The organism is Pasteurella oralis, assembly GCF_002850605.1.
GTDB lineage: Bacteria > Pseudomonadota > Gammaproteobacteria > Enterobacterales > Pasteurellaceae > Pasteurella > Pasteurella oralis.
In genome coordinates this window covers 22,522-41,866 of record NZ_NXGB01000007.1, presented here as the reverse complement: position 1 = coordinate 41,866, position 19,345 = coordinate 22,522, and the positions used below count along the sequence as shown (strand labels likewise).

General features: G+C 34.6%; 20 protein-coding genes, 3 tRNA genes and 1 pseudogene. 20 read left to right on the top strand and 4 right to left on the bottom strand.

Translation table 11 applies throughout. The features are described from left to right. Window positions 1-227: 227 nt before the first annotated feature. Window positions 228-1,199 carry a 23S rRNA pseudouridine(955/2504/2580) synthase RluC gene (gene rluC / locus C0975_RS09085; RefSeq protein WP_101776065.1) on the top strand — a complete coding sequence of 324 codons (972 nt, stop codon included), beginning with the start codon at window positions 228-230 and terminating at the stop codon, window positions 1,197-1,199. Between the two features lie 62 nt (window positions 1,200-1,261). After that, window positions 1,262-1,966 carry a Sir2 family NAD+-dependent deacetylase gene (gene cobB / locus C0975_RS09080; RefSeq protein WP_101776064.1) on the top strand — a complete coding sequence of 235 codons (705 nt, stop codon included), beginning with the start codon at window positions 1,262-1,264 and terminating at the stop codon, window positions 1,964-1,966. A 57-nt stretch (window positions 1,967-2,023) separates the two neighbouring features. On the opposite strand, the gene trxA is transcribed toward cobB, so the two are convergent. Beyond that, entirely contained in the window at window positions 2,024-2,347 is a 324-nt protein-coding gene (trxA, locus tag C0975_RS09075; protein ID WP_167383056.1) for a thioredoxin, read from the bottom strand. Between the two features lie 111 nt (window positions 2,348-2,458). Further along, window positions 2,459-3,568: a methionine biosynthesis PLP-dependent protein gene (locus C0975_RS09070; RefSeq protein ID WP_101776062.1), complete on the bottom strand. Its 1,110-nt coding sequence runs from the start codon at window positions 3,566-3,568 to the stop codon at window positions 2,459-2,461. 275 nt (window positions 3,569-3,843) lie between these two features. Here C0975_RS09070 and C0975_RS09065 point away from each other — a divergent pair. The 12 genes from C0975_RS09065 (at window position 3,844) to C0975_RS11405 (ending at window position 12,671) form a co-directional block, all read left to right on the top strand. After that, window positions 3,844-3,919, top strand: a tRNA-Gly gene (locus C0975_RS09065). A gap of 7 nt (window positions 3,920-3,926) precedes the next feature. Then, window positions 3,927-4,000 (top strand) — tRNA-Cys (locus C0975_RS09060). Window positions 4,001-4,044: 44 nt separating this feature from the next. Next, a tRNA-Leu gene (locus C0975_RS09055) sits at window positions 4,045-4,131 on the top strand. A gap of 71 nt (window positions 4,132-4,202) precedes the next feature. Further along, window positions 4,203-5,009: a ParA family protein gene (locus tag C0975_RS09050; protein WP_101776061.1), complete on the top strand. Its 807-nt coding sequence runs from the start codon at window positions 4,203-4,205 to the stop codon at window positions 5,007-5,009. 14 nt (window positions 5,010-5,023) lie between these two features. Further along, window positions 5,024-6,400: a replicative DNA helicase gene (gene dnaB, locus C0975_RS09045; protein ID WP_101776060.1), complete on the top strand. Its 1,377-nt coding sequence runs from the start codon at window positions 5,024-5,026 to the stop codon at window positions 6,398-6,400. Between the two features lies 1 nt (window position 6,401). Beyond that, window positions 6,402-8,171, top strand: a complete 1,770-nt coding sequence (locus C0975_RS09040) for a ParB family protein (RefSeq protein ID WP_101776059.1) — start codon at window positions 6,402-6,404, stop codon at window positions 8,169-8,171. Further along, entirely contained in the window at window positions 8,164-8,727 is a 564-nt protein-coding gene (locus C0975_RS09035; RefSeq protein ID WP_101776058.1) for a DUF2857 domain-containing protein, read from the top strand. Before C0975_RS09040 ends, C0975_RS09035 begins: the two co-directional genes overlap by 8 nt. 72 nt (window positions 8,728-8,799) lie before the next feature. Beyond that, a complete protein-coding gene (locus C0975_RS11490; protein ID WP_174674052.1) occupies window positions 8,800-10,095 on the top strand; it encodes an STY4528 family pathogenicity island replication protein in 1,296 nt (431 codons plus the stop codon). 174 nt (window positions 10,096-10,269) lie between these two features. Next, window positions 10,270-11,004 carry a PFL_4669 family integrating conjugative element protein gene (locus tag C0975_RS09025; protein ID WP_101776057.1) on the top strand — a complete coding sequence of 245 codons (735 nt, stop codon included), beginning with the start codon at window positions 10,270-10,272 and terminating at the stop codon, window positions 11,002-11,004. A gap of 13 nt (window positions 11,005-11,017) precedes the next feature. Continuing rightward, entirely contained in the window at window positions 11,018-11,503 is a 486-nt protein-coding gene (locus tag C0975_RS09020; protein WP_101776056.1) for a DUF3158 family protein, read from the top strand. Between the two features lie 347 nt (window positions 11,504-11,850). Beyond that, window positions 11,851-12,288, top strand: a complete 438-nt coding sequence (gene ssb / locus C0975_RS09015) for a single-stranded DNA-binding protein (RefSeq protein WP_101776055.1) — start codon at window positions 11,851-11,853, stop codon at window positions 12,286-12,288. Window positions 12,289-12,368: 80 nt separating this feature from the next. After that, the gene (locus C0975_RS11405) at window positions 12,369-12,671 is read left to right on the top strand and encodes a hypothetical protein (RefSeq protein ID WP_167383053.1); all 303 of its coding nucleotides are present in this window, start codon (window positions 12,369-12,371) and stop codon (window positions 12,669-12,671) included. Here C0975_RS11405 and C0975_RS11745 read toward each other — a convergent pair. After that, window positions 12,628-13,269, bottom strand: a pseudogene (locus C0975_RS11745) (plasmid fertility inhibition factor family protein). The gene C0975_RS11405 and the pseudogene C0975_RS11745 overlap by 44 nt on opposite strands. A gap of 109 nt (window positions 13,270-13,378) precedes the next feature. Here C0975_RS11745 and C0975_RS09005 point away from each other — a divergent pair. Further along, window positions 13,379-13,849, top strand: coding sequence for a hypothetical protein (locus tag C0975_RS09005; RefSeq protein WP_101776054.1), 471 nt, complete (start codon window positions 13,379-13,381; stop codon window positions 13,847-13,849). Window positions 13,850-14,103: 254 nt separating this feature from the next. Then, window positions 14,104-14,511 (top strand): hypothetical protein, encoded by a 408-nt coding sequence (locus C0975_RS09000; RefSeq protein WP_101776053.1) that lies wholly within the window; start codon window positions 14,104-14,106, stop codon window positions 14,509-14,511. Here the strand turns inward: C0975_RS09000 and C0975_RS08995 are convergent. Continuing rightward, complete coding sequence (locus C0975_RS08995) at window positions 14,480-15,481, bottom strand: hypothetical protein (protein ID WP_101776052.1); 1,002 nt, start codon at window positions 15,479-15,481, stop codon at window positions 14,480-14,482. The genes C0975_RS09000 and C0975_RS08995 overlap by 32 nt on opposite strands. A gap of 125 nt (window positions 15,482-15,606) precedes the next feature. Between C0975_RS08995 and C0975_RS08990 the strand changes: the two genes are divergently transcribed. The 4 genes from C0975_RS08990 to C0975_RS08975 all read left to right on the top strand — a co-directional run bounded on the left by C0975_RS08990 (window position 15,607) and on the right by C0975_RS08975 (window position 19,299). Further along, window positions 15,607-15,801 (top strand): hypothetical protein, encoded by a 195-nt coding sequence (locus C0975_RS08990; RefSeq protein ID WP_101776051.1) that lies wholly within the window; start codon window positions 15,607-15,609, stop codon window positions 15,799-15,801. Beyond that, window positions 15,801-17,813, top strand: a complete 2,013-nt coding sequence (locus C0975_RS08985) for a DNA topoisomerase III (RefSeq protein WP_101776050.1) — start codon at window positions 15,801-15,803, stop codon at window positions 17,811-17,813. Before C0975_RS08990 ends, C0975_RS08985 begins: the two co-directional genes overlap by 1 nt. A 737-nt stretch (window positions 17,814-18,550) precedes the next feature. Continuing rightward, window positions 18,551-18,754, top strand: coding sequence for a hypothetical protein (locus tag C0975_RS11280; protein ID WP_143485131.1), 204 nt, complete (start codon window positions 18,551-18,553; stop codon window positions 18,752-18,754). 77 nt (window positions 18,755-18,831) lie between these two features. Beyond that, window positions 18,832-19,299: an STY4534 family ICE replication protein gene (locus C0975_RS08975; protein WP_101776048.1), complete on the top strand. Its 468-nt coding sequence runs from the start codon at window positions 18,832-18,834 to the stop codon at window positions 19,297-19,299. Window positions 19,300-19,345: the final 46 nt, after the last annotated feature.

Genomic DNA, 19,345 nt, shown 5'->3' with positions numbered 1-19,345 from the left:
ACTCATGCTATTTTTAACATGTAAAATCATTAAGTTATTAATGTCTTATGCCACATGCTGCATTATATTCACTTAATAATAACGCTCCATTTTTAAGTCACTTTAATGACGTAAAAATACACACTATTATGTACTTATCACTCTTATTTATCAAGGTAATTTTAATCATTCAAAGGATATCAAAATGTGATATGATCCGCCCAATTTTCACAAAAAAGAGCTGTCAAATGCGCCAAAATACAAACGAAAAAACTATCAATCAAAGTGTAAAACAACTCACCATTAGCGAAGATGAAGCAGGACAACGTATTGATAACTATTTATTGACCAAATTGAAAGGCGTACCTAAAAGTTTAATCTACCGCATTTTACGTAAAGGCGAAGTACGAGTGAATAAGGGTCGTATTAAGCCAGAATATAAATTACAAACCAATGATGTAGTACGTATCCCACCTGTCCGTATATCAGAAAAAGAACAAGCACCAATTTCCAATAAATTAAATAAAGTCAGTCAATTAGAAAAACACATTGTTTTTGAAGATGAGGTCTTGTTAATCCTCAATAAACCTTCTGGTATTGCAGTGCATGGTGGTAGTGGGCTAAATTTTGGTGTTATTGAAGCATTACGTGCATTGCGCCCAAATGCACGCTTTCTTGAGCTTGTACATCGTTTAGATCGTGATACTTCTGGTATCTTATTAGTCGCTAAAAAACGTTCTACTCTACGTCATCTACACGAACAATTACGCGAAAAAACGATACAAAAAGATTATTTAGCCTTAGTTCGCGGACAATGGCAGTCGCATTGTAAAGTGATTAAAGCCCCTTTACTGAAAAATGAATTATCAAGTGGAGAGAGGATCGTCAAAGTCAGTGAGCAAGGCAAACCTTCTGAAACACGCTTTTCAGTTGAAGAACGCTATACTAATGCAACGTTAGTTAAAGCATTCCCTGTCACAGGACGAACCCACCAAATTCGTGTACATACTCAATATGCAGGTCATCCTATCGCATTAGATGATAAATATGGCGATAGTCAATTTGATGAACAAATGAGTAAAATAGGCTTAAAACGCTTGTTTCTACACGCATTTTCTATTCGTTTTGAACACCCGAAAACAGGGGAACTTTTACGTGTGAATGCACCACTGGATGAAGAAATGAAACGTATTTTACGAACATTACGTGACCAGAAATAAAGTGTATAAAAATAATATAGTGCTCTGTTAATGTGGATGATCAATAAAAGAGAGAGGCAATAATGTCATATCAACCTAAAATTGTTGTATTAACTGGTGCTGGTATCTCTGCGGAATCAGGTATTCGTACTTTTCGTGCTTTAGATGGCTTATGGGAAGAGCATCGTATTGAAGATATTGCGACTCCAGAAGGATTTACAAAAAATCCACAACGGGTTCAACGTTTTTATAATGAACGCCGTAAACAACTCTTAGATCCTCATTTAAAACCTAACTCGGCACATCTTGCTTTAGCTAAGCTGGAAGAGAAAATTGGTAAAAACTTATTGGTCATAACACAAAATGTCGATAACTTACATGAGCGTGCTGGTTCAAAAAATGTCATTCACATGCATGGCGAATTATTAAAAGTACGCTGTATAAAATCTGGTAAAATTTATGTATGGCAACAAGATATTACTGAACAAGATAAATGTGCATGTTGTCAAATACCACAAACATTACGTCCACATATCGTCTGGTTTGGAGAAATACCATTAGAAATGGAACGTATTTATACTGCGCTTTCTGAATGCAATTATTTTATTGCGATTGGCACATCAGGTAATGTCTATCCAGCCGCCAGCTTTGTTAATGAAGCAAAACATCATGGCGCACATACTGTTGAGCTCAACTTAGAACCAAGTCAAGTGCGGTCGAATTTTGACGAATTTCACTACGGTAAAGCGAGCGAAGTTGTTCCTCTATATATCAATCAGTTCTTATAATTCGTCCATAAAAAAATCCCAAGTATCAAACTTGGGATTATCTTTAATTTATTTAAATTAGATATTCTGATTAATAAAATTCGCTAACTGATTTTTTGGTAATGCACCGACTTGTGTTGCTACGGCTTTACCATCTTTAAATAACACTAACGTTGGGATACTACGAACACCTAATTGCGCTGGTGTTTCTTGGTTTTCATCAATATTAATTTTCACGACTTTTACTTTACCCGAAAATTCCGCTGCAATTTCATCTAAGATTGGTGAAATCATACGACAAGGACCACACCAAGGAGCCCAAAAATCTAATAATACAGGTACATCTGAATTAACTACGTCAGCTGCAAATGTTGCATCAGTTGAATGTAATACTTCCATTATTTCTTCCTTTTCTGTTAACAATGCTTTCTATAATAAGAACGCTTTTCATAATTTCAAGTGCATTGATAATATCACAAGCATTATGCAAATCAATCCGTTTGCAATGAAAACTCAGTTTAATTGTGCAAAGGCTTGTAGTAAATCCGCTTTAATATCTTCAACATCTTCTAAGCCAACTGAGAAACGTAATAAACAATTACAAATACCTCTAGCAATCCGCTCTTGTTCTGGAATATCCATGTGAGTTTGAGTCGCAGGATACGTAATAAAACTTTCTGTTCCGCCTAGGCTTTCTGCAAATGTGATCAATTTAATAGATTTCAAAAAGGGATTAATCCAATTTTCATCTTGTAAACGAAAAGACAGCATTCCACCTTTATTTGGATATAATACATCTTTTACTTGTGGTTGTTTTCTTAAAAACTCAGCTAATAATTTTGCATTATTTTGATGACGTTCCATACGTAACGCTAAGGTTTTCATCCCTCGAATCGTTAACCATGAATCAAATGGAGATAACACTGCACCAGCCCCGTTTTGCACATAGAATAAACGTTCACATAACTCTACGCCTTTTGCTACAATAAGCCCAACTAACGTATCATTATGGCCTGCAAGGTATTTAGTTGCGCTATGAATCACAATATCTGCACCATGTTCAATGGGCCTAAATAAAACTGGCGTTAAAAATGTATTATCGACAATTAGTAATAAATGATATTTTTGGGCAATTTTAGCAATTTCAGCTACATCGCATTCTTCCATTAACGGGTTAGACGGCGTTTCTACAAAAATTGCTTTGGTCTTTTCCGTAATAGCCGCTTCAATTGCCGTCACATCTGCGGTATTAACATAAATAGGCTTCACACCATGCATATTTTTATACGCAAAATCCAATAAACGATAAGTACCACCATAAACGTCACTTGATACAATCCACTCATCAGGCGCTGCAAATAGTGACATAATTAATTGAATTGCAGCCATACCTGAAGCACAGGCAAAACCACGTTCCCCTCCCTCAAGTTTAGCAATGGTTTCTTCTAACACTGTACGTGTTGGATTTTTTGTCCGCGTATAATCATAACCCGTGCTTTCGCCAATCCCATGATGCCCATAAGCTGTAGACAAAAAGATAGGTGTTGATACTGCACCAGTTCGCTTATCTGTTCGATTACCTGCTTGAGCAAGCAAGGTATCAATAGAATGTTGTTGTGTCATAAATTCTCTACCCCCTGTATTAATAAGAAATCATTATAACAAATTAGCCATCCAGATGGCTATATGCACATTATGACACAAAGGCAAAAAACAAAAAAGTAAATTCTTCAATCTTAAAGAAAAGATACAACTTGTTTAAAATCAAACAAAAAATTGATTATTTCTGCACAAAAACAACTAATATGCATTTTTTTTCAGCAATTAATCAATTTTTTTAAAAACAATCGTTGACAGATTTTTAGAAATCAGTAGAATGCACCGCACTAACAGCGAATGCGGGAATAGCTCAGTTGGTAGAGCACAACCTTGCCAAGGTTGGGGTCGCGAGTTCGAGCCTCGTTTCCCGCTCCAAACTAACGGCGTGTTAGCAAAGCGGTTATGCACTGGATTGCAAATCCATGTAGCTCGGTTCGACTCCGGGACACGCCTCCATAACCTAAAGCGTAGTTAGTTATCGCAACATATCTAAATTATGCGCCCGAGTGGTGAAATCGGTAGACACAAGGGATTTAAAATCCCTCGCTTTTCGAAGCGTGCCAGTTCAAGTCTGGCCTCGGGCACCATATAAAACTTCTAAAGAATCCTATCTTAGCTGTTCATAAGTTCACTTTAACTTCAAGTTAGAGAGTTCGTTATGAAAAAATCGCACTTTAATACGTTTGTTGTAACTGTTATGTCCACTAAAGGTGGCGTAACTAAATCTACTAATGTTGCAAACATCGGTGCATTCTGTGCTGACTCAGGTATCAAAACATTAATGATTGATACAGATGTGCAACCTACTTTATCCTCTTACTATCATCTTAATTACTCTGCGCCAAAAGGACTTTTTGAATTTCTTATTCATCGAGAAACTGAAGCAGAACAAATTATCTCAAAAACTGAATTTACTCATTTAGACATCATTCAATCGAATGATCCAACAGACACTATCACGACATATTTACGTAATTCTCCTGATGGAATGTTACGCTTTAATGATCTTATTGAAGCATTTCATGAATATGAATTAATCCTTGTTGATACAAGAGGAACTCGAGGGATTACTGTCGATATGTCAGTATTAGCCAGTGACTTAGTGTTATCTCCACTTAAACCCGAGTTGCTATCAGCAAGAGAATTCATGCGTGGCACTCTGGGCTTATACCAACAATTACAAGCATTTACTAAACATGGTTTTACACTTCCTAAAGTAAAAGCGATTATCAATTGTTTAGATCATACTAATGATGCCAAATCAGTAGTCGAAAGTTTAAAAAGTCTTTTTGCACAACACGATGATCCGAATATGGAATTGCTCGATTTTACAATTCCATCTCGTGTAGCATATCGAGAGGCTGCAAGTCTTGCCCTCCCAGTACATCGTCATAGCGAGAAAGAAAAGCAAAACATTCGTCAACTTTGTACTCTTTTATTCCCTCAATGGAAAGATAAATTCTAATTAAGGGGGAAAAGATGACTTCTACTATTCAATTACCTTATTCCAATGAGGCTGAACAATCTGTACTTGGCGGATTACTGATCAATAATGATTCATGGGATGAAATATCTTTAATTATTAATGAAAATAATTTTTATATTTCTGCTCATAAACTCATTTTTACTACTATTGCTGGTTTACTGCTTTCAAATATTCCCGCTGACTTACTAACTGTCAGTCGCATATTAGAAGAACAAGGAAAATTAGAGCAAATTGGAGGCTTCGCTTATTTAGCAGAGCTGATCAAAAATCTTCCACATATTTCTAATATTTCTGCTTACGCAAAAATTGTGAGAACAGATAGTCAAACACGATATTTATATGCGTTAGGGGATTTAATTTGTAAAGAAGCTCGCAAAGTAAATACTGAAGATAAGCTTAATTTTCTTATCACAGAAACTGAAAAGCGTTTAACAGAATTAACATTAAATTCTATAGAAAGTGAAACAAATGTTGTTCTAGATGATGCTATTGAGAAAGTGATAGATAAAATGACTATTGCTTCTGAAAATGGCTCGATTATTACGGGTACCCCATTTGGAATTGAGCGCCTCGACTTTAATACTACAGGCGCGCAAGATGGAGATCTCATCATGGTCGCTGCTCGTCCGTCTATGGGCAAGACTGCACTATCACTTACTTTTGCAAAAAGTGCATTAGAATCAACCAATAAACCAGTACATTACTTCAGTCTAGAAATGCCCGCAGAGCAAATAATGCAACGCTTTTTATCCATGATTTCAAAAGTTGAAATGCAAAAAGCGAGACAAGCAGTCAATATGACTCAAATAGATTGGGGAAAATATGCTGATGCAATCGGGCATATCAAAAACTATTGGACAAATCGTTTATTACTAGATGATAGTTGTGAATTAACGCCACAAATGCTACGTAGTCGCGTAAGACGTAATGTTCGCAAATACGGCAAACCTGCTGTCATTATTATTGATTATCTTCAATTAATGAATGACCCATCATACAAAGACAGTAAAAATCGAAATCTAGAAATTAGTAGTATTTCAACCTCACTGAAAAAACTAGCCAAAGAAATCGGTTGCCCAGTTATTGCCTTATCACAGCTAAACCGAAACTTAGAAAACCGTGCAGATAAAAGACCAATGCCTGCTGATCTTCGAGATTCTGGTTCACTTGAACAAGATGCAGATGTCATTCTCTTTATTTATCGAGATGAAGTCTACCACTCAGATAGTGAATATCGCAGTATCGCAGAAATTATCATTTCAAAGCAACGCAACGGTCCTATTGGCACTATTTTTGCAAAATTTAAAGGGGAATATTCTCTTTTTGAGAACATTCCTGATGATGAATATAACAAATTAGCGAGATTATAAGATGATGAGTAAAAATAAAAATCCACTTGTAGTCAAAAAAAGTAAAGAAGAAAGAGCAAAACAAATGTTAGCAGCATTAAGTACGCCACCAATTGCAAACAATTCCATTGAATATCAGCAAATAGTACAAGCACAACATTTAGCTGCATCGCAAACAACAGAAAGTAAGCACCGTTTGGTCACGGTTACTTTAGAACAGTTAAGACCGTATGAAGGTAATCCAAGAAAAACAAAAAACCCTGCTTATGAGGAAATTAAAGCCTCAATCAAATCACGCGGCTTAGATCATGCACCGAATATTACTCAACGCCCAGGAGATGATTTCTATATCATATTAGACGGTGGTAATACACGCTTACAAGCATTAAATGAACTGTTCCAAGAAACGCAAGATCTGCGTTTTTGGACGATTGAATGTATTTTCAAACCTTGGGAAGGTGATGCTGATGATATCAACTCACAGCTAAACGTGTTGATTGGACACTTAGCTGAAAATGATATACGAGGTGAACTTTCATTTATCGAAAAAGCGTTAGGTATCCGTGAAGTAAAAGCATTATATGAGAAAAAATACCAAGAATTTTTTTCACATCGCAAACTGGCTGAAAAATTAGGTGAAAATGGTTACCCAATTTCTCATTCTATTCTTGTAAAAATGGAGCAATGCTTAGTCTATTTATACCCTCATATCCCGAATATATTGTTAAGTGGTTTGGGGAAACATCAAATAGAAAAACTTCTCGTTATCCGCAAAAATGCAATGACTTCATGGGATATTCATAAGGAAGAATATCTTCCAACAGTTGACTTTGATCAGCTATGGATGGATACACTCTCTAGTTTTGATGAGGAGCCTACCGAATTTACAATCAATGATGTTCAAGATACTTTAATTGGCAATATCACCGAAGCATTTTCTTACAATATCCCTTACGAAACATTTAAATTTGATATTGATTTGACTGAGCAGAAACTGCGTAAATTAGCTGAAAAACAGCCTACTATTTTACAACGTTCTACCGAAAGTCACACCATCGCTAATAATGAACAATCCCCATCTTTACCAGTTATTGAAACAAGGGTCTCATCTTCTGATGCCAAAAATCCAGCAGAAAGAATTGAGAAAAATAACCAAAAGTCAGAAGAGCCAACGCTATCTACTTTTAATGATATGCTATCAAATAATACAAAGACATATCTATCAGATGAAAATAACGATGTATCTGTCGAAGATAGCATACCAGTCAATTTAGGTATCAGCGAAATTGCAGCTGAGGCGAGTGAATATTTAGCAAATTTAGGTTTAACACCAGGTGTAAACCCTCAAACTCAAAGAGAAGAAGAAGCGCGTATTAATACGTTGGAATTTGCTAATCTTGGCCGCCAACCAATCAGCAGCATTTGGAAAATCTATCCAAATCGCCCTCATAAAACAGAAGCATATTCATTAGCAATTGATATTGCTGAAGAATGTGGTTTTATGCATCTCATTGAGCATGTAATACATGATCCTATTGATTATAGTTTTAAAGTTCATTCTTTAGAACCCAACACTTACTCACCTTTTATTCAAAAAGTACACCAATTATTAACCGCACTTTCAACAGAGAATCTCAACACATCTTCTCTCTCTAAATGTATTGAATTTGATATTGGTGAGTTATTAGGAACCAAAGATGCACCCGCATTAATCTCAGATCTACTTCTAGTACGTCTCTTTCGTTTAATTCGTATCATTCGTTACTTAAGACAAGGAGGGCAATATGCTTAATTCTAATTTAAACCAAGCTATAGTTTCTGAAATTATTGCCCATATCCGTCGTGGTGAATTTCATTATTGTAAACAATTAGGCTTCGATGAGACTGAGCTAAGTGCAATTATCAATCTATCCACTCAAGAAGTATGTGATTTATGTGAAAGCAACGCGTCGTTTGCTCGTATACAAATTAATCATAGAGTGTTTTGGAACTTAATTGAATCTGTACGTGAAAATACACGAGAACGCCAACTGATTGATCGAGCATTAGAGCTTGGTATCTCAGGTGAAATGCTACGAGAACGCTTTGGCTGGAGTTCTGCCGAAGTTTCCACAAGACGAAAATTACTTGGCATAAAAGAACATATTGGGCGTAAAAAAAATGCGACAGAGGAAGAAGAGCAAGCTGTTTGGGATAGCTGGCAAAAGCATAAACATACGCTTAGTAATATTGATATTGTAACGTCTAATGAAGGGTTGGATTTATTGATGTTTATCACAGAATCAACAGGTGTAAATTTAAGCGAAGTATGGCGTCTTATCTCAATATGGTTAACAACAGAGAAGTAAAAAAGAAAAGCGAGAAACTTATTACAAGTTCTCGCTTGAAACTTCAATCCAGGTCAAATAGGTTGGAATGAAATGAATTTCAATGAAAGTGTACAAAAAACAGATGAATTAACCCACAAAAAATTCATTAATAATTTCGAACAATTAAAAGAAAAAGAAAAAATGGCTCATTCTGATTTTCAAAGTTTGCTGTTTATTGGAAATCGGCATGAGACAGTTCCCGTAAGATTATTGACTGATCCATATTTAACCCCTCGAGCAAAAACAGCTTGGCAGTTAATAAAATTAAATGCAGTACAATTTAAAGGAACATTATTTCCATCCTATCAACAGCTTTCGCTTTGGTTATCAGAAAAAGCATACAAGAATAAACCAATTTCTCGAAAATTAGTTTCCCAAACACTACTCTTATTGCGGCTAACTCGTTGGTTAACATTATGTGAAACAGTACGTAATGAAAAAGGTCAAATCCTCGGTAATGTCTATATGATGAATGATGAACCATTAAGCATTCTAGACAGTATTACATTGAATAGTGATTATTTACGATTATTAGAAAAAACAACTAAACATAAAGATCCTATTGTAGCTCAAGTAGCAAATGCCATTATTGATGAAGTTATCACATCAGATCAACTTTGGCATTTTGCCTCACACATTGATGCTATTCGTGAGCGATACAACGCTCATAAAAATCAAACAATGTTTGATACACATATACCGAAACTACCTGAAAATTTGGTAGATGCGATAAACAAAACACAGCAATATTTACTCAGTTCCAATTTGGAACCCTGTTCAAAAATAAGTGAACTCAGTGAAATGAAACAGAGTTCCAATAGGGAACTAAGCTATTTTTCACAAAGTTCCCAAAGTGAACTTAGCAAGAAAAATGCAGATAAATCATTGATTTTAGGCTTAGTTCCAAATCGAAACTCAGCTATACAGTATAGTACTAGTACTTATAAAGATCAGTACAGTACTAGTACTGAACATATCACAAATGAATTAGATAATTTTCCACTTAGTCATTTAGAAAAACAAACTATCTCTAACATGATGGGTTGTTTACCTGAAGAGACTCGTCGAGCAGTGATCTTCGAAGCTAATGCTCGCATTAAAAATGGGGACATTAAAAAGCCAGCAGGTTACTTATTTAACTTAGTCAAACGAGCGAAAAATGGCGAATTTACTCCCTATTTGATGAATAAAGCACAGAAAAAACAAGAAAGTGACCATATTCATGATCATACTCAGCACCGTCAAAATCACCATCGCTCATTGTTGTTAGAAACAATGAACACAAGTTTTAATTCTCAAGTAGATTTAACACAGATTCGAGAGCTTGCAAGAAAACGAGTACTCTAGGGTCATAAGAAGTATAAAAAACGCACAAAGTGTTGCCCAGGGCAACAGTTAGTATAAAAAGCATACAAAGTGGTTCCCGGGGAACCATTTAGTACAAAAAGTATACAAAGTGGTTCCCGGGGAACCGTTTAGTACAAAAAGTATACAAACTTATAAAACTAATCGAGGTTTATTATGACAACATTACAAAATCAACATCTTGGCGCTCTCCGTAGCAACATCACTCTTACATTGCATTCTCAATATGCAACTAAACTCTGGCAAGGGAGACCCATGATAAGAGAAGGGAAAAAAGTAATTAAACCCCAAATCTTAAGTATGACAAGCTGTTTAGCTATTTTGTCACAAATCCAGAAAGATGCCGCAAATGACGATCCCTATGCAGATTTCTTTTTAATTCAATTCGAAGATATGGTATTGAAAAATACTGAAGAGATGAAAGTACTTGTTAATAAGTTACTAGATATCTATTCCGACGATATTCCTGATAATATTAATATTCAAAGTTGCACAAATATTGAACCTGTACAGTATCCTATTTATGCTGACTCTCCCCTTGCTTATAAATTGATTTACTTATTATGTGAATTTGATACTTTAGCAAAAAGTGCGATGACTGCTGCTTATATTGCATTAATGACAAAAGCTGAATCAAGACAATGGTTAGAAGCTGGCGCAGTACTGCTACGTCGCTGTTTTGGTGTGATCGAAAATTACCGCCACACAGGCATTACTCGCCAAGATGTTAAAGTAAATTCCACACTTTATAAAGATGCAGTCAAACGATTTAAAATAGAATTACCAGAAGATGTGATTTCTGCACAAAAAAGAGCAAAATTCGCACCTGAAATTCGAAGCCGTATTACTACTGATACAGAAATTCTAGATGATTTAGATGAATCAAACTAAATAGTAGGTGACTATGCAAATATATAATCTTATACCCGAAGGAATGTATAAAGAATTGGCTCAATTACATAATTTAAATGGGTTTTGGCGTACTATTTTTAGAGAAAATGAAACTGTTGAGGATTATGAATCAATTCTGAATGAAACACATAACGTGCGGCAAGCATTCATGGATTTACAACCTAAAATGCTCCAAGACCTAAGAATAGGTTTGGTTGGCTCATTGCCTTTAATCTTTATTAGAGATAGAGCCAGTAGCTCTGGAGCAAGTTTTCTTAGATGGCGTAACTTAAAGAACACAAAAAGCGGTCAACAAGCTTGGGAGAATATCGTTACCGATCACCAATATCCAACAGAAATTCGACAAGCGCTATTAAAAGTTGAAAAAGAACGCATTGCATTGAATATGCAAATATCAATTCTGAGTTATATCATAAGACAAGCTTCAGAATGTAAATCAAAATTGGAATACATTGAAAAACTCAGTAATCAAAAATAAAACTTATTGTATGTAAGCGATGGAAAATGATTGCTTGTAATGGCTGGATTTTGTCTGTATGTAATCCCTGTAATAAAAGGCCTTTTAAAGGTAAGGGGCAAAGCCCCTTTACCTTTGACGAGAAAAGGCGACAGCCTTTTGCCTTTACCTTTAAAGAGTAAATGATAACAACAGTGAAAATCAGATTTAGTATTGAAGTGGATAATGAGTTATTAATCGATCACCAAAATCACCAAATTGAGCAAGATAACGCAAATTCATTTCAATGGAATTTTAATTAAATGATTTTTTCTTGGTCTGAATCAAGTTTAATAGACCTAGTTCAATTCGTTAAAGGAGTAAAAATAATGGCTGGCGTGAATAAAGTAATTATTGTCGGGCATCTTGGTAATGAGCCTGAAATGCGTACTATGCCAAATGGTGAAGCGGTTGCGAATATAACTGTTGCAACAAGTGAAAATTGGATAGATAAGGTGACAGGGGAACGCCGTGAAGTGACTGAATGGCACCGCATTGTATTCTATCGCCGTCAAGCTGAAGTAGTTGGTCAATACCTCCATAAAGGTTCACAAGTATATGTAGAAGGTCGATTACGTACGCGTAAATGGCAAGATCAAAACGGTCAAGACCGCTATATAACGGAAATTCAAGGTGATGTATTGCAAATGCTCGGTGGTCGTAATAACGGAACCATTCCAGCACAGACTCAAGATCCATCAGCTAATGCGCCAACTCAAATAGAACATCCATTGATTGATGATTTTAATGATGAGCTTCCGTTCTGAGTTACATATATTGAAACGACTAGTCTTACGTTGGGTCGGCATAATAAAATAAGTGACCACCATCTGATAACAAAACTGTTATGAATACAAACGAAGCACTAAAATTTTCTGGGGAAATTATTCTTATGACCTCACTAATAGCAAATAGAACAAAATACCTATTGTATAGAGAACCATATAGTACAAAAATACTTTTTTTACTTGATGTGTTAAGTGATTTTAACTTAATTCCTACTATACTTGATAACAAAGTTAGTTATCAAAATTTGTTAGATTTCCAAGAAAAAATATCTATCTACCCTTATTCTGAATTAGATGAATTAAAAGGATGTATCAAAACTATTCTTGCCAAGATAGAGGCTCATAAAGATTCTTTTCGTTAACTAATTCTTCTAACTCTAAATTAAGTTCGTCTAAGTCATAGTAGGCATTTTCATGAATACCTGCATATTTTGCTAAAAGCGTAGCTTCTTGCTTATTATAGACATAAACTGGAAATTGTCTTACTCCGTTTGCTAGTAGCCATATAGTGCGTGTTATCCCATCAATAAATGAACATTCAACTTCATTTGAATGCTTATATCCTACGAATTTATTAAACCAACAAAATCGCTTTTCATAAATTGGAGTTCGCCTCAAATATTCTGTGCAAGTAACTTCTGCTAAATTGACTGGATTTTCTCGACCCTGAGATAATGCTTTTTCCGCTCATAAGAATTTCCTATCGTTTCTCCAAGCAGACTCATTACCAAAACTTAATTGTGGTTCTTGGGGATATTGCATATTTTGCCATAGAGATAAAAATTTTTGATCTTGAACAAATACAATTTTTATCTCTTTGCTGGGTGTATGAAATATCGGATGTTTAAAGTAAACCGCTTGTCCTGTTCTTGTTAATAGTTCAAAGAGTAAGTAATTCTGCAAGTTGTATTTAGCTTGTTCAATAAAGATAATGTGATTAGGAAATTTCTTTAATTCCATAATATCTCCTATCATTTTTCTCTCTTACTGCCTAAAAGAGTTTTAAGTAGATTTTAACCACACTTTTGTGAAAAATGAATATTAACAAACTACTTATAAGGAGAATGAAATGCGTCATTTAAAATACTCTCTATTTCTTGCCTCTGTAGCACTTATTACAGGTTGTGCAGAACTTACCGCAATAAATAAACAAATCGGAGATATTGCAGGTAGCTTAAATAATACAATAAATAATAAGCGATACTTTAATGAAAATATCACTTCTCATAAGGATATTGATACCGTGTATCTCCGTATTAAAAGAGAGATTGGATTTAAAACAGAAGCTGAAGCATTAGGAAAAACATGGGGAACCAATCGAAATTGGAAGAAAATTGGTTTAGAACAAGACGGTTTTATTCATGAGAAAAATCCAGGTGTTTACTATCAAATGGCAGATTCATTTGGTCCAGAAAGCCGTTACTACGTTAAAGTTACGCTCGAAAAAGCAGGTAAAAATACACAAATATATTGGGAAGTAGATGGCACAGAATCCTTTGCTAATCAAATTAAAACCTCAATTTTAAAAGCAATTAAATAGCTATTATTCTCCTTAGAAGACTTATCCTAGCAGAAATGCTAGGATTTTTTTTAAACTAAAAATATCTTTTTATCAAATAAATATATTTTTCATTTTATTCCTTTAGTAAGATACCTTAAAAATTTACTTATTATTATAACAGATGGGCAAAGTATATTCCTTATAGCCTAAAACATAACGAACTTTCGCCTCTAGCACACTAGAGGTTTTTTTTATAGTTTTAATTATAGTAGATATGAAAAGAGGGCTTAATAATGAGAAAATCAACAGCATGGTTATTTGATACAAATACAACTTTAAGTAATATCACTATAAATTCACTCTACCACACACAAATAATGCAGCTGTTTGAGTGTATTGCCTCAACTATGCCCCCATTAAGTAAAGAAAATATTTTGCTTAACTATTGGACTTACCGTCTCTATGATGATGTCATCATTCATGCACTAGATTTTATGACACTATCTCATGATTTACTCTACACTTTAACAGCGACTGAAAGTGATACAATCCATTTCCTTCCCCATTCTTTTACATCAAACCAAGGCTCGATAACAGTAATAGATTCAGTTGATATCAATGGATTAATTCACTATCTCTACCATTATTTTAAACAGAAAGGTGTTCAATTTAACTTTTCTTTTTTAAATAAGAGTATGTAAACAGGCTAAATAAACGAAGATCCATTATATGGAATAAATGAAATTTATATTCTCTGCCATCTTTTTCTCCTGTTTTTTGCGCTATATCTTCTTTATTAGGAATAAAAAATAATTTAAAACGCTTTTCTTGATAAGTATTTGTTTTTATATGATCTAATAATGCACGTCTATAATGGTATGCATCTAATACTTCCTGCGAAATCTCTAAATAAATTGGTAACAGCTTATAACCTTTTGGTTTGTAATTTTCCCAAATTGTCTCAAAAAACTGAAAAAATAACCCTTGCTTAGTCGACTTCAGTATAGCATCTCCCATATAAACACAATGTTTGCCATACTCAATTCCTTTCTTTATCCCATAAAAATACTGATATAAATACTGAATATCAGTATCCTGTATTTTTAAAGGTAGTTTTTTAAATGCCACATTTGATAATTTTCTTCTACTATCTAAGTAAGACTCGACTAATCTGACTAATTGATTAGTTTTGGTATATCGAGTATATGACTTCTCAATAGATACATCTGCTTCTTGTTGCTCTTTTTGAATGGTTTCTTGCCTTTTTGTAGATTGAACATTTCTAGATGATACGACGGACTTATCATCTGGATGAATTAGCTCAAACTCATCAACATAATCATTTAACTTAGCTCGAGTCTGTCTCAATTTAAATTCGTCAATAGTCTCTCCTGGCAATTGTTGGGTAACGTCATAAGACAAATAGCAGTTAGCACAATGAGACTCTTTTTGCCTAGGTGCATTACGATAATGAGGAGTATTATGATGATTATCTGAAGGGTGAATTTGGTAATTTATACCAACCATTTTTATACCCTTTTCTCGGCAGCTTTCAGTAGAACATAAAAAATCAAATTTTTTCCATTTAGATTGATTTAAAAATTCAGTCCTCGCTTCAGTAATCGTTACTGAACGCTCAAGCTGAACACAATAAGCATCAATTATCGCCACAAATATTCTCCTTTTTATCTAAATATTTAAATGAATTTCTAATTGCGAAGTCCTTTTCTCTCTTTTAACTTAAAAATTATCCAGTTTCAATCTAATTAATTAGAAATATTCTATAGGAGAAAGAGATGCCAACAAAACATATTGATGCCGAGCTTTGGCAAAAAGTTGAAGAAAAAACTGTTGATGTCATTGTCCGAGTTAAAACAATGATTAAAGAAACAGATATTTTACAAGTTGTTTTGAGAAAAGGATTAGAACAAATCACAGATGACGAATTAACACAATATGTATTACTTAAGAAAGCAAAAGGAGATAAATAATGAAACTCTTTCTTTGCGAAAAGCCTTCCCAAGGTAATGACATTGCTAAAGTCCTCGGTGCAACAAAACGTGCAGAGGGTTGTATATTGAGTGCCGACCAGCGAATTTGTGTCACTTGGGGCATTGGCCATTTAGTAGAGCAATTTCAACCTGAACAATATAATCCTACTTTCAAACGTTGGTCATTCGATACCCTGCCTATTATTCCAACCCAATGGAAACTGTCTGCTAAAAAAGAAACCAAAAAACAATATAACACGGTAATGTCCCTCATAAAAAAAGCCTCCATTGTGATTATCTCTACTGATGCAGATCGTGAGGGAGAAATGATTGCTCGTGAGCTATTAGAACTAGCAAACTTTAAAGGTCAAATTCAACGTTTATGGCTATCAGCACTTGATGATGCAAGCATTCGTAAAGCATTAGCCTCGCTTAAATCAAGCGCAGAAACAGAATCTCTTTATTACGCTGGCGTTGCTCGAAGTCGAGCCGACTGGCTAGTGGGAATGAATTTCTCCCGTTTGTTCACATTACTAGCGCAACAAAAAGGCTATCAAGGCTCTCCATTAAGCGTAGGAAGAGTACAAAGTCCAACATTAGCACTTGTTGTAAAACGAGATCGTGAAATTGCACAATTCAAACCTAAATCACATTTCAGTCTTAGCGTACAACTCAATTCACCTTCACAACAACCTTTTTCCGCTCAGTATAAAATTCCAGAACAATATTGTGATGAAGATGGATTATGTCTCAATCAACATGTTCTCATGCAAGTGAACCAACAAATTCAACAAATAGCTTCAGCCAAAGTCATATCAGTGGAAACCAAACGAGAAAAAGAAAATCAACCACTACTCTTTTCATTAAGCGACTTACAAGGAGAATGTAATCGTTTATTTAATATGGGAGCTCAACAAGTTTTAGATATTGCACAGTCACTTTATGAAACACATAAAGCAACAACCTACCCTCGCACTGATTGCCAATATTTACCTGAATCACAATTTGCAGAAGTAGGTATTGTTTTACAAAGTTTAGTTAAATCAGATATAGAATTACAAAAAATATTACCTCATTTAAATTTATCTCAAAAATCTCGCGCATGGAATGATAAGAAAATTACAGCACACCATGGTATTATCCCTACTTCAAGCATCGTAAACTTGACGAAAATGTCCCTCGATGAAATCAAAGTTTACGATTTAATTCGCCGTCGTTACCTCGCTCAATTTTTACCCATTTCTGAATCAGATAAAACAGTTATTCAATTAGATAGTGCAGGTCATCAATTGCTCTCTCAAGGAAAAGTATTAATTAATCCAGGCTGGAAAATATTATTTGGAAAAACAGTAGCTCAAGATGAAAATGCTGAGGAAAAGCAAACCCTCCCCATGTTAAAACAAAATCAAGTATGTAAAATTCTAGAAACAAAAATAAACACACTACAAACCACACCGCCAAATCATTACACTGAGGGGACATTATTATCAGCAATGAAAAATGCAGCCCGTTTTGTTACTGATGAACGATTAAAACAACGTTTACGTGAAACTGAAGGATTAGGAACAGAAGCAACTAGAGCAGGTATTATTCAAAGTCTTTTCACCAAAGGGTTTCTCAAACGAAAAGGAAAATCGATTATAAGTACTGAGCAAGCTATCGCATTAATTGACAACCTCCCATTGTTATTAAAAGATCCTGGTCTCACTGCACTTTGGGAACAAGCATTGAATCAAATTGAAAATAGAGAACTGAGCCTTGATGCTTTTATGCAAAAGCAAACACATTTTATTAAAGTACTAATGAATGAATGCTTACAACAAGGCATGAAACTCAATAACATCGAAATCAAAAAATGTCCTAAATGTCATGCTCCAATGGTGAAACGACATAATACACATGGGACATTTTGGGGATGTAGCCAATATCCTCAATGTGATGGGGTTGAAAATATCCGTAATAATCGAAAAAGGAAGAAAATCAGAACACGTGAAAGTAAAATACTCAAGTAATGCCTAACGGAGTTAGCATAGATCTTGTTTACTAAAAATGATAGAATAAAACAAATCAATTAATGTCTCTTAGCATTCTGAAAAGAGCTCTCATCTTCGATTATGGGGAATGCACCTTTCACTTTTATCTTACTTAGCGATTGCAAAGAAAACAATGTATTTTCTAAAGTATCTTTTTTTCTTTGCAATTTGCAACCTTATCATTACCAGAGCTCGCTGGTGAAAAAACGAGTGCCTTTTGCATTCAAGGGAATGCACGTTTTACCGGTAAAAGGTTGCTTTGTTATCGGATAATATGTGGAATGAAATAGGAATATCTTGACGAGAATATGACTGTTTCAATTGTCATATTATACAACCAACCTTATCATTGATTGTTTGTCAATCCTTATTAGAGGCAGTGAAATGTTCACTGCCTTTATTCTTTTGTTTCACTTTATCTAAAAAATCCATCTCAAATTTAAATCTAATTTACACTATTTTTTTTATGTTCATATTATAAACTTACATCAAATTTAAGCCGCTATCGTTGATAGCACTTAAAGTTGCAGAAGCCTTGAAATAGCAACGGCTCATTACATATGAGTAGGTTTCACTTAATGTCTCTTAGCATTCTGAAAAGAGCTCCCATCTTCGATTATGGGGAATGCATCCTTCACTTTCCTTATACCTCGCGGAAAACATTTTCATTTTCCACAGAGGTTAAAAATGTTTCTCCGCTTTATTGGAGAAACAAGATGAAACTCATCTCAGGAACAAACTTCCATGGCAAAACCTTTCACTTTATTTCAACTGACGGTAGATGGCCTGTTGGTGAGCAAATTTGCTCATTAGAACAATTAAAGTCTGAACTTAATAAAAACGATATAAACGTTGATAATTTAAGATTCAGCCTTTGCTATTTATACGATCAACAATATGGTTGGTTTGCCTCAAATTAATTTAACCCTTGCGGGAAACATTTTTCCCGTTTGGGGTAGAAATGTTTCTCCGCTTTTTTTACATTTAGGAGAATACGATGACTACTCAACAAAATAATTACTTCAATCTTCATACATCAGGTATCGGTTATTTAAATGATATTCGTCAAGTTAAACCCAAAAAGGGGCAACCTTTTGTTGCTTGCCGTGTTTCAGCTCTCGTTGGTTCGAGTAATGAACCAGAATTTCGCTATTTCGATATGAATGTAGTGGGTCAAGAAGCTGAAAAATTGATATTAAGATGTGATGAAGCTGTTAAGGCTAAAAAGAAAGTATTAATTTCTTTTGTAATGTCAGATTTATGGTATGACACTTTTATTTATGCTAAAGAAAGTAAATTCCATAAAGTTGGTGATGTTGGCGTTACTTTAAAAGGTCGTTTAATTCGCATCAAGTTAATTAAAATTGATGGTGAAATAAAATACCAAGAGAAAGTAGCTGAACCCAAACAGACTAATGAACCTAAACAATTTGAACAACCAGATGAACCCATACCATCTGAATAATTAACTTAAAACCTATAATCATCACAAGATTATAGGTTTCTTTTAC